This is a genomic window from Zhongshania sp. (assembly GCF_041623545.1).
In the GTDB taxonomy this organism is placed as follows: Bacteria; Pseudomonadota; Gammaproteobacteria; order Pseudomonadales; family Spongiibacteraceae; genus Spongiibacter.
On sequence record NZ_JBFJWS010000075.1, the window covers coordinates 1 to 11,863 of the forward strand.

Consider the following 11,863-nt stretch of genomic DNA (forward strand, 5'->3'; position numbering starts at 1 on the left):
ACTGCGACATCGACCTTTGCGGCGATCACCAAGCTACCGTCACTCAGACGATCGCGATACTCACCGGTTAACTGTGCGCCCGGTTGGCTATAGAGGAAACCGCCCAGCGCCACGCGCTGATCTTGATCCGCATTTACCGCAGTCACTTTTATGGCGATATTCTTGGCGCTACCCAAGTCGGGCTGGTGAGCCGCGGGCAAAATATAGCTTGCGGTATACACCCCGTCGCCCGCTTGTTCATCGCCAGCTTTGCCATCATCGCGGTAACTCAGCATGGCCAACTGCTGACCATTATTATCAACCAGCTCCCCAGTCACAGCCCAAGGACCAGTAGCACTCGTCGGCGCTGGCGCCAATAAATTAATCGGGCTTGCCTTGCGCTCAGCTAGCGACGCGTAAAAATACGCCGTATCGCCAGTACTATAACGAATATCCGAGGCCCACACTGACAGCGCGGGGCCGGCACCCGCAGGCCCCGCCTGGGTTTGTACTGTGGCTTCACGCCCGGCTAGCAAGGGGTCGGCTAGGGCGCCGGACACTGGCTGCGACCACTCAGGGTAGCGAGCCATGGTGCGATATTCCGCCGCCGCCTGCGCCGCGAGATCTGGCGTTACCGCCGCGATTGTCACCATCGGCGCCAAACTGAATAGCGATGCCGCCAATAGGGGCTTAATGTGTTTACTTTTCATTGCGATACTCCCTTAAATTCGGCAAATTAATACAAAATGCTAATAAAACTAGCACTGGTCATTGAGCTCTGGACTTGGGTATTGGGTGCGCACGGCGCGCCGCTACATGTCCAAATGCCATTGGGTATTTGCCGACGTACATCCGAGTCGCTGGCGTCGCGTTCGTCACTGTGATTTTCATGGGCCGCGTCCAAGTTCCGGAAGCCGGAAACTTCCTGTTTGGCGCTATTCCCGCAGACATTGCTATTGTTGTAACTCGCGCTCGCGCTGCCATTACAAGCAAAAATAGAGGCGTATTGGACAACCCCATCGTCTTCACCGCTCAAGCAGGCGCTAGCGCCGAAAATAGCTTCATAACCGCCTGTTAAGTATATGTTTTTCGCTGGCGCACTGGCGTAAGTCCGGACTTGCACATCGTCGCTGCTGCGCAGCCACCATGTTGCATCGTCACAGCTTTGAATCCAGCCAGCAGCCCAGTTGCAGCCCCAGCTTGACCCCCCGCACACTGCGTCTGCACCTTCCGAACCGCGGTGGGCGCCACCTAGCGTAATAGCCATGCCAACCCGTGTTGCCACAGTGTCATAAGGTCCGTTGTAATTGTAGTTTGGGTCAGAGGCGTCATTATTTCCCAAGATATAATCCGTTACCGTACCGCCCATGCTGTGGGCAATAATCCAAAATGAGCCACCTTGGGCATAGGTTTGCGCACAGCGATTACCACCGCCGTCAGCCACCCCATTGGTTGCCGCAACAATTTCATTGGCTACCTCGCCGGCCGCTAGAGCATCCCAATAAGGTTTGGTACCGTTGTAACCCACCACATAGTAGGACGCCGAGTAATTTTTGGTGGCGGTACGAATAAAATCGTTACTGCCATTTACCCAGTAATTACGCGCTGAGTTCCAGCTGGTATAGGTATTGGTGTCCGTTTGCTTGCCGTGTACAAAGATCAAACACGGCGCGGCGAGAACGTCACTCACAGCGAAGAACAGACACAAGCCCAAGGCCGCACGCAGTGCGGATAAATATCTCATAGCAAAACTCCCATTTATTATGCATTGCTTTATTTCGGGTTTACCCGCCACTGGTCCACGTATGCCGTGACCAATTAAAACGAGTCGCTACAGTTAAAGAGATGATCTAGAGATCGGCCAATAGGCTGAATGAATTGTCACAATTTATTAGATTTATGCAGTAGTGATCGCCAGTGATACTGGGAGCATCCGGCAAGATCTTGATTTACTTATTATTTACAAATACGACGGAGTTCACACTTCACGTAGTAACAACCACGGCAACGCCCCCAAGCATGCGAAAGCCAAGCCCAAGGCCATTACCGCGAAGCAACGGTTTACGGCACCAAAAATTGCCGCTTCCAGCCGCGCTCGGTCTGGGTCCACAAGGTACGTTGATGCATTTCGCCACCCTCACCAAGCTGCCAGCGCTCAATAAAATTAACTGACAGCTGCAAACCCAAGGCATTATCTACCAGAGGAATATCTTGATCGCTGGGGTAGTCGGCTTTGAGCTTCGCGATCTCAGCGAGAAAGGCCTCTCTACTGTCTACTGCGGTACTTTGTGCTTGGTGTTTTACATAGTAGAGATCAAGGATTTTTGCGTCATAGGGCTTGCGCTGCCAATGACCCTGCATCTCAACAGCCGATAATTCGCGAAGTTGATGACCACCCAAACGGTATTGGCGCAGCAACTCCGGCCAAAACACCAAAATTTCAAAATTCCCATTATTTTTAAGCTGCTGCCACTTCGGGCTACTGGCACTCACAAACAGCACCAAGGCGCCATCACTGACACCGCGCAATACTACCGTCCGCATTACCGGCCTACCATCAAGCCCCACTGTCGCCAGGGAACAATAGCGCGCATTCATCAATTTCTGGGTTTGCGCCAATTGCCAGTCTGCCGTGAAATCCGCGAGTGGATCCATCATCAATTACTCCAGTATCACCGCTGCTTGGCGGGTATTTAATATTGCACGATTGGAGCTTGGTGCAGCCAGGTATCATCGTCTAACATTGCCAACATCGCGTGGGCGCAATCGGCGAAGCTAATACGCGAAAAGCCATTGAAGCGGTCAAAGCCAAGTCGGTATTGCGCTCGCATTGGCCCCTTAACCATTTGCAGCGGCCGCACACCAAGATGTGGGATATCAGGATATGACTTGAGCAAAAGATATTGGTGCTCTTTATCTGCATGGCGCAGACTCATAAAGGTTTCGGCAAATTTACGCACAAACCGCGCGCCCAAACCGATCACATCTTGCTCAACAAAGGTACTGCCGCCGCCGCACCATATAAACCGTGCAGCGCAATCGCCGCGTAACGCTTCGAGAATAATCCGCGTGACATCGGTACAGAGATCCGGTGGCGAACGCTTATCGACGCCGATCGCAAACAAAATTGCTTCGGTATCCTTATCAATCACTCGCCAAACATCCTCAGCGTTTAGGGCATCGCCTTCAACAACTCGGATACGACGGCACAGGTCTGCAGGTAGTTTATTTGCTGAGCGCACCAACACCGTGACATCATGCCCAGCCGCCACAGCTTGCCGCAAACACTCACTGCCCAGCGCGCCAGTGCCACCAAAAAGACTAATTTTCATAATTACCCAGTTCCAATCTAAGGCAGCAAATAGATTAGTAAGATAGCCACGATACGCAAGTACATTGCAAATACTTTGGCGCCTAACTTTTCGACATTGCCAATATGTGGATTAGCTCTAGGTGGGGCAATACGCGATGATAATTCCAGATGCGGGGCCGTATTTCCTCTTTTGCTGCTAGTATGGCTTGTTAGTCGTTGAAGACAGGTCACGCAAATAATGAATAAAGAAATCAGCCTTTACGTGACCCAACTATTAACCTCACCGCCGCGGGGGCGCTACAGATCAAAGCGTTTTCATATACTCTATTAAACTCCATTTCTGTTGATCACTTAGTTCGGTCCCGTAGCGGTGGCCAAGATTCGAATTGCCAGGCGTAACCTCGCCCCCATCATCGCGCACTCTATATTTCGACAAACCCTGATCGACACGATAACCAACTCGAACCGGATCAAACTCGCGACTGCCTACCCAGAACTCAGCAATTCGTTCCTCAGGTAGCTGCAGCAATTCCCATAAGTTAGGCACCGAGCCATTGTGCAAATAGGGCGCAGTCGCCCATATGCCATTGAGAGGGCGAGCTTTATACACTAAGCCATGGAGTTCTGACTCCGAAAGCAATGACGCAGCCTTGGTCGCGACGGTTAGCTTCTCACGGGCGGCCAAGTTTACTTGCAGATAGTCCTCAATGGAGGATAACTCATCTGCCAATAGTGAGCGCTTACCATGCTCCTCCGGAATCAATCCTGCCTTGAGCGCTTCGCCCGGATTTTTAAGCACAAGACCAACCACACCGTTCACCGCAAGTTCAATAGCTGGGGCCTGGACAGAAAATTTATCCCCGACAATAATATCTTTCTTAGTCCCCTCTAAAATCAAGGTATTAGCTTTATGATGAGCGGCATTCCACGCCATAGCGGGGTCCGTTCCTACTTCGATAAGCGGCGTTTTTACCGCAATGTAATCCTGTCCCTCATCGCTCCGAGTAATCTCCTGATGACAACTTGCGCACTGTTGCTGATAAATTACACTGCCCTGAGCCGCCTTCGTTGCGTCGATACCTGGTAGATACTGCTGTGGCCACTGGGGAGAACGCAGGTCCTTAACCCAAGCTTCCAGATGACCGAGGCCTAACATTTTTACGGTCGAAGAATAACTATTCTTTTTACCGAGTACGCGCTGCCACCAAGGCGCTTCAGTAATACTTAAGTCCCCAAAAACGCCCACCACTTCGCCAATATTCCTGACAAGCGGCCCGACAATTGGGGTATTAGGCGCCGACGCATTCCACTGCACCACATCGGATTGATGAGTACCCCATAAAAACGGGTATGACACTGGCGCCGTTGGCGGGTTGCGATTTGTTAGGTCGTGCAAGGCAAACGCACTGGCAGCATTTTGAATATTGCCAAAAGCATCTAATCTGGCATAGCTAGTAAAGTCGGCGGGGTATGTAGCAGGGAGCGCATTAACAAGCTGACGTTGCGCCACCGCCAAGCTTATTTGCAGCACGCTGTTGCGTAATTCCGCCGCTGATTCCGCAGAGTAGTCACTGGCTAAAACCCGTTTCGCGAAGCGTTCAAACTTAGCGTCGTCTTTACCCGTCACAGTCAGTGCATTAACCAATCGCTGATAAAATAGAACAAAATTAGCCAGGGTCGGCGCGCCCTCAATAAGTATTTTTGTACCTTGATAATCCAGTTGATTGGTGTGGCAGGCCGCACAAGTTAGCCCCAGCCAGGCATCACCGGTTTGCGTATCTGTATCTAAGGCAAAGCCAATTGGCAGACCGGCCGGGTTAACGGCGGACGAGGCCACGGGTAAGTATCGCAATTGCTCCATATGCCCAGCATCGCGAAAAAGAGCGCGGCTGTCGGCTTGTTCCAGCCACATAAACCATGAGTAGGGAATGATTCGCGAGCCTTGGCTGGTAAACCAAAAATCCATCCTCGTTTGATCTGTCCAGTTCTGTTCAAGACTGATCCGCATGGGAATTGAACCGATCGCATCGACTTTGCTAATGGTGCTGGCGTGACTAAAATACCTTCCCTCCCGTTGTAAAATAGAACAGGCCACCAAGCTTATTATTAAAACGCTCAAGGTTAAACGTAGCAGTGATTTCATATTACTGTCCCTAGTTATAGCGCCGCGTTCTTGCGGCTTCAGCATTGATCCCTATGCATCACAGGTCACAGCACGGATCCATCGGGAACCTTGGACTCGAAACTATTGTTGCGAAACGTAAATATTATTTTTATTTATACACCGAAAGTTTCACCAAGATTTTTAAAATTATCGACGCTATACAATTCAATACAAATATAGATTCGATAAAAATCGCGACAAAAATATGCCTCGGCATTTACATCTTATAGCCCCGCCAGCCATTAGCCTGCAAGTAAAATAATAAAATATTTTATGTTTTTTATTCTCGCCATAACATTTACTACTACCGCATTAAAAATATTTTCTTAGCAAACTTTAATACAACTAAATTAGAATATAGCGGCGGCAGAAATATTAGGTGTTCGCGACGAGAAGCGGGAAAAAATAAGGCGGTTCAGAAAACCGCCGAAGAGGAGAAAAAGCTAGGCCGTAATCGGCCAATAAACTACACCATGCGATGTAAAGCGCACACTTTGTTACCTGAGGGATCACGCAAATAAGCGAGGTATAACTTCCCTAAACCGCTTTCGCGAACACCGGGCGCGTCCTCGCAACTCACGCCACCATTAGCCACACCCGCAGCATGCCATGCGTCAGCTTGGGCTGGGTCTTTGGCGGCAAAACCAATGGTAGTGCCATTACCGTGGCTTGCTGGCTTGCCATCGATTGGTGGTGTAATCGCGAAAATACCGCTATCAGTAAAATAGAAACAACGACCACGGTCGTCAAAAACTCCGGCGTCGTACCCCATTGCGCCTAAAATGGCATCGTAAAATGCCTTGGACGCCTGCATGTCATTGGCACCGACCATGATGTGACTGAACATATTGCAAAATCCTTGTATGAACTGAAAAAAATAAAATGAAAAATGCGATCTGCTAAAATCGACAAATTGCTCTCACAAAAATAAAGCCCCATAAGGGGCTTATCAGCTCGCTAATTTAAATAAGCGCGACAATACGCTCACAACAAAACTTCCGCTTCATCGCCGCTGGCCTCAAGCCAGCTCTTACGATCTGGCGCCCGCTTTTTCGAGAGCAGCATATCCATCAGGCCATCGGTTTCGTCACCCTCATCGATCGATAAGCGCACTAAGCGGCGGGTATTTGGGTCCATAACGGTCTCCCGCAATTGCAGGGGATTCATTTCACCCAAGCCCTTAAAGCGGGTAACCGAAATTTTGCCGCGCTTATTTTCCGCATCAAGGCGATCCATAATGCCCTGTTTCTCTGCATCATCCAGCGCGTAATACACTTCTTTACCAAGGTCGATGCGATATAGCGGCGGCATCGCAATATAGACATGGCCCTTCTCAACCAAGGGCCTAAAGTGCCGTAAAAATAGTGCGCACAGCAAGGTGGCAATATGCAGCCCATCGGAGTCCGCATCGGCTAGTACGCAGATTTTATTGTAGCGCAGTCCGCTTAGGTCATCAGAATCTGGGTCAATGCCCATCGCCACAGAAATATCGTGTACTTCCTGCGACGCCAATATCTGTTGGGACTCGACCTCCCAGGTATTCAGAATTTTGCCCCGCAACGGCAAAATCGCTTGAAACTGGCGATCTCGCGCCTGTTTAGCCGAGCCACCCGCCGAGTCACCCTCGACCAGAAATAGCTCGGAGCGTTCAATATCACCACCGGAGCAATCGGCCAATTTACCGGGAAGCGCAGGCCCCGCTGACACTTTTTTCCGCACCACTTTTTTGGCTTTGCGCATCCGCGACTGAGCATTATTAATACACAATTCAGCGAGCTTTTCCGCGTCTTCGGTGTGCTGGTTCAACCACAAGCTGAAGGCGTCTTTCGCCACCCCAGAAACAAAGGCGGCCGCCTCACGTGAACTCAAACGCTCCTTGGTCTGCCCAGAAAACTGGGGGTCGGCCAGCTTGGAAGACAAAACGTAGCTGCATTTCTCCCAGATATCGTCGGGCGCTAATTTCACACCGCGAGGAATCAAACTGCGAAACTCACAAAACTCGCGCATGGCATCGAGCAAGCCGCTGCGCAGACCATTGACGTGAGTACCGCCCTGCGCCGTGGGAATTAAGTTCACATAGGACTCGGCCAATGGCTCGCCACCCTCGGGCAACCACTGCACAGCCCAATCCACCGCCTCAGAGCGGCCACTAAAGTGACCAATAAAAGGTTCGGCAGGTAAGGTGTCGTACTGCCGGGTATGGCTAGAGAGATAATCCCGCAGGCCATCTTCGTAATACCACTCCTCACTCTCGGTGCCGGTTTCATCTATGAAGTTAACCTTCAAGCCCGGACATAACACCGCTTTAGCGCGCAGCACGTGTTTAAGGCGGCGCACAGAGAATTTAGCCGTGTCAAAATACTTGGGGTTGGGCGTAAAACGAATAAAAGTGCCGGTATTGCGCTTACCACAGCTATCAATTACCGCTAATTCAGAGGCTTTATCGCCGTCGGCAAAGAACATTTGGTGCACTTGGCCGTCACGCTTGATAACAATTTCAAGCGAGCTAGACAGGGCGTTTACAACCGACACCCCGACGCCGTGCAAACCGCCGGAAAACTGGTAATTATCATTCGAGAACTTACCCCCGGCATGGAGGGTACACATAATCACTTCCACCCCCGGCAAGCCCTGCTCCTCATGGATATCCACAGGCATACCGCGACCGTCGTCACTACAGCTTAGAGAGCCGTCATCGTACAAGGTAACGGTAATCTCTTTGGCGTGACCAGCCAGTGCCTCATCGACACTATTGTCGATGACTTCTTGGGCAAGGTGATTGGGCCGAGTGGTATCGGTGTACATCCCCGGCCGCTTGCGGACTGGCTCTAAACCAGTAAGAACTTCAATAGACTGTGCATTATATTGTGACATCTGAAACCATTTAGCGGCCGCGCCGCATTATCTATTTATGTAAGAAACGCCATCACCAGCGCAGTGACGGTACTTATATATCAACTTTGCGTGGCCCTAGGCCAACTGCAAAAAATTCACTACCGCGGCCAAATGACGATCAAAGCCTTGAAAACTGTGATCGCCCTCGGCTTCCACGGTCATTTTACTGCCGCGATATAAATTGACGGCCTGACGGTAATCCAAAACCTCATCCGCCTCTTGAACCATAAGCCAGTAACGACGAGCTTGCGGCACCACCGCCATGTCGCGCAGCGCATCAATATCGGCTTGCGTAAGGCTAAAATCCACGGCCGTGTACGGATTATGGTGGGTGCCGATAAAATGTTCGGCAAGATTATGTGGCGCAACTGCTGGGTTGATCAATACCGCCGACAAGTCATAGCGCTCTGCCATCACCGTCGCCAAAAAGCCACCCAGTGAACTGCCAACCAAGCCTAAAGGCTTAAAACCGCGCTGCAAACAATCTTGCACTAATTGATCAACTTGGCGACAAGCTTCACCGGGATTATTGGCCAAGCCAGGCACAATATACTCAATGCTTGGATACTTAGCAGCGACAAACTCTCCCAACTGTTGGGCTTTAGTAGAAAGCGGGGACGAGAGAAAACCATGAATATAGATTAACGCCGGCGTCATTCGTAACCACGTGCCAAATTATCAACGGCGAATATTACACCCTTTACCCGCGACACTCTCGTCTGAAACTCGCCCTTATCCCCAAGCCAAAACCGGCGGTAGCCCGGATTGCGATCATCTAAAGCAAAATCATCGCTATTAGGTGCGAATTGAACGCAGGTCGACGGCGTCGTCAGCAAGCCAATATTTTGGAACACCTGCTCTGATTGCTGGTGAACGTGACCGCAAATGATGGCTTTAAACTGGTCCTTATTCGCAATAGTAGCAAATACCGCGTCAGCATTGGCAATCTGCTGTTCATCTAGCCAAGCACAAGCTACCGGCCGCAAATGATGGTGTACAAAAACCAGTGTGGGGCAATCAAACTGTCCGGCTTCAGCTAAGATAGCAAGTTGATCATTTGCCAAAAAGCCGCCGACCTGGTCCGGCACCGCGGAATTCAAAAAAACGAGCTGCCAACCATCAAGCATCAAACGACTCGGCATCCACTGATCGCCAACGACACTCTGCATGAGGCTACTGCTGTCGTGATTACCCGGCAACCACACCACTTGCTTGGCCATACCCTTTAAACGCGCAGCCAAACGCTGATAGGCACTGGCATCGCCATGAGCAGCCAAGTCTCCGGAGGCGACTAAAATATCAATTTCCGGGCAATCTGCCGCCACGGACTGGAGGACCGCTTCAAGACTATGATCGGTATCCATGCCGAGCAGACAGTCACCGGAATCTGCCCCCAGATGACAATCACTAATTTGCACCACACAGAGCGGCGCCTTGTTAGACTGAACAGGCAATTTCACCGTTACCCCATTATCTATTGCTTGATTTATACGGTATGACCCTTGCCAGCACCAGCAAATTTCGCGACAGCCATCATATTTCGAGAAGATTCAGCGGGTTTTCAAGGGAATGCCCCAATTCCAAACACAGACTCAGCCATTCACCAAGATAGGTATTTTGCTGGGCCTTTTCGTCGCGCTGAAACATGCCCGCGTTGGGGTAAGTGTAGCGGGCTTTTAGCGGGCGCAAACCGCTTGCGCCCATAACCTCGGCCAATCTGGCGTCGTGATAAACCCGCACCTGCAAAGAGGGTGCCGGCAAACCGGCAAACAGGGGTTTGTGCAAGCGCAACTCCAACATGGTGGTGTAGGGCGCGCGCTCTTTAATCAACAGCTCTACGGTATTCGCCCCCACCCCAAATCGCAGGCAATCGCCCGCCTCAGCATCAGCGGGCAATAGCTGCTGCAAGCGGCGAAAATTCATCTCGCAATCGGCAAGATGCCCATTGAGATCGATTTGATAACGTTGACTACTCACGCGCCTCCCAATAATTAGCGGTCTAATCCATAACTTTAGTTAATATTCATTCTCATACAGCTGTAGTTTGGTACACTCCTTGGCTATCCAAACCTCCCCGCTGGAGAACAGGTTAACTCTATGATTGCCAAACGTCATCTTCTCAATGTTTCTATCGCGGCGCTACTTGCCAGCCAAACCGTCTTCGCCGACACCCTGATCGATGTTTACGAACTGGCGGTGAAAAACGATCCCCAGTTAAAGGCCGCCGAAGCCAGCTATCGCGCCAATATTGAAACCGAGAAGCTAGGCCGCGCCGCCCTGCTGCCACAGATCAGCGCCCAAGCGTATTATCAAGACGCCGAAGCGGATCGCGAAAGCAAAAGCGTGAACTTTTCTTCAACCACGGGCACCCTCGGTGGTTCCGGCAGCGCCGACGTTATTGATCAAAAAACAAACAGCACTAGCGAAACCGAATCCTATTCCGTGTCGCTGAACCAAGCTCTATTTGACCTACCGGCGTGGTTTACCTTCCGCGCCGGCAAAAAAATATCCGAGCAGGCCGAAGCGCAATTAGCGTATGAACAGCAACAATTGATCATCCGCGTTTCCGAAGCCTATTTTAATGTGTTACGCGGCCGTGAAAATTTAGATGCCTCTAAGGCCGAAGAGCGGGCGGCGAAACGCCAATTCGAACAGACTCAACAGCGTTTTGACGTTGGCCTCATCGCCATTACCGACGTTCACGAAGCCCGCGCGGTATACGACAGCACCGTTGCCCAGCGCCTTGGCTTTGAAGGCAATCTAGCCATCGCCAGAGCAAATCTCAGCAGCCTAACCGGACAAGAGCACAGCAATTTGTGGTCGCTCAAGTCCGACTTCCCCATCAGCATGCCCGAACCACTGGATCGCGCCAAATGGGTCGACTTTGCCCTCGCCAACAATAAGTTGCTAAAAGTCTCCAACGCCGGCGCTGCCTCAGCCTACCAGTCTGCGCAAGCCAAGAAAATGGGCCACCTTCCCAAGATTACCGGCAGCTTTACGGCCAGCAAGGAAGATCTCGATGGCAGCACACGTTTTATACCGAACAGTACCTTTTCTACGCCGCCAGATACCTACACCGAATCAGAAGCCCTGCGTATTACGCTGACCATGCCACTGTTTGCCGGCGGCGGTATCAGCGCGGGTCGCCGCCAAGCATACGAGCAGTACAATGCGGCCAATTACAATGCTCAAGCCACCCAGCGCCAAGTCATCACCGGCACGCGAGCACAACATATTGCGGTCTACACCAATGTGCAGACGGTGAATGCCCGCCATCAAAATATTATCTCTACTCGCAGCGCACTCGATGCAACCGAGGCGGGCTATGAAGTGGGCACCCGCAATATTGTGGATGTTCTAGACGCCCAGCGCCGGCTCTACGCCGCAATGCGGGACTACACCAATGCCCGCTATGACTATGTGGTTAATGTTCTGAAGTTGAAGTTGAACGCCGGCACCCTAAGCCCCGCCGACATTATCTATTTCAATAAATGGCTGCAGGCGTCTGAGTC

Annotated in this window: 11 protein-coding genes; 1 reads left to right on the top strand and 10 read right to left on the bottom strand. The window is 51.2% G+C overall.

The genetic code is table 11. The features are described 5' to 3' along the window. The 10 genes from ABYT30_RS09160 to ABYT30_RS09205 form a co-directional block, all read right to left on the bottom strand. A partial coding sequence (locus ABYT30_RS09160) for a choice-of-anchor X domain-containing protein (RefSeq protein ID WP_373096135.1) occupies positions 1–689 on the bottom strand: 689 nt, incomplete at its 3' end. 26 nt (positions 690–715) lie between these two features. Then, the gene (locus ABYT30_RS09165) at positions 716–1,723 is read right to left on the bottom strand and encodes a hypothetical protein (RefSeq protein ID WP_373080477.1); all 1,008 of its coding nucleotides are present in this window, start codon (positions 1,721–1,723) and stop codon (positions 716–718) included. Positions 1,724–2,040: 317 nt separating this feature from the next. Beyond that, complete coding sequence (locus ABYT30_RS09170; protein WP_373096137.1) at positions 2,041–2,637, bottom strand: pyridoxamine 5'-phosphate oxidase family protein; 597 nt, start codon at positions 2,635–2,637, stop codon at positions 2,041–2,043. Between the two features lie 35 nt (positions 2,638–2,672). After that, positions 2,673–3,311 carry an NAD(P)-dependent oxidoreductase gene (locus tag ABYT30_RS09175; RefSeq protein WP_373096140.1) on the bottom strand — a complete coding sequence of 213 codons (639 nt, stop codon included), beginning with the start codon at positions 3,309–3,311 and terminating at the stop codon, positions 2,673–2,675. 285 nt (positions 3,312–3,596) lie between these two features. Further along, positions 3,597–5,435 (bottom strand): di-heme-cytochrome C peroxidase, encoded by a 1,839-nt coding sequence (locus tag ABYT30_RS09180; RefSeq protein ID WP_373096142.1) that lies wholly within the window; start codon positions 5,433–5,435, stop codon positions 3,597–3,599. A 487-nt stretch (positions 5,436–5,922) separates the two neighbouring features. Beyond that, positions 5,923–6,303 carry a VOC family protein gene (locus ABYT30_RS09185; protein ID WP_373096144.1) on the bottom strand — a complete coding sequence of 127 codons (381 nt, stop codon included), beginning with the start codon at positions 6,301–6,303 and terminating at the stop codon, positions 5,923–5,925. 137 nt (positions 6,304–6,440) lie between these two features. Next, positions 6,441–8,330, bottom strand: a complete 1,890-nt coding sequence (parE, locus tag ABYT30_RS09190; protein WP_373080463.1) for a DNA topoisomerase IV subunit B — start codon at positions 8,328–8,330, stop codon at positions 6,441–6,443. A gap of 96 nt (positions 8,331–8,426) precedes the next feature. Then, entirely contained in the window at positions 8,427–9,008 is a 582-nt protein-coding gene (locus tag ABYT30_RS09195; protein WP_373096146.1) for a YqiA/YcfP family alpha/beta fold hydrolase, read from the bottom strand. After that, positions 9,005–9,811 (bottom strand): 3',5'-cyclic-AMP phosphodiesterase, encoded by an 807-nt coding sequence (gene cpdA, locus ABYT30_RS09200; protein ID WP_373080458.1) that lies wholly within the window; start codon positions 9,809–9,811, stop codon positions 9,005–9,007. The genes ABYT30_RS09195 and cpdA overlap by 4 nt, the downstream gene beginning before the upstream one ends. Positions 9,812–9,884: 73 nt before the next feature. Next, positions 9,885–10,328: a DUF1249 domain-containing protein gene (locus ABYT30_RS09205; protein WP_373096148.1), complete on the bottom strand. Its 444-nt coding sequence runs from the start codon at positions 10,326–10,328 to the stop codon at positions 9,885–9,887. 120 nt (positions 10,329–10,448) lie between these two features. Here ABYT30_RS09205 and ABYT30_RS09210 point away from each other — a divergent pair. Then, positions 10,449–11,863: TolC family outer membrane protein (locus tag ABYT30_RS09210; protein ID WP_373096150.1), on the top strand; the 1,415-nt coding region annotated here is incomplete at its 3' end.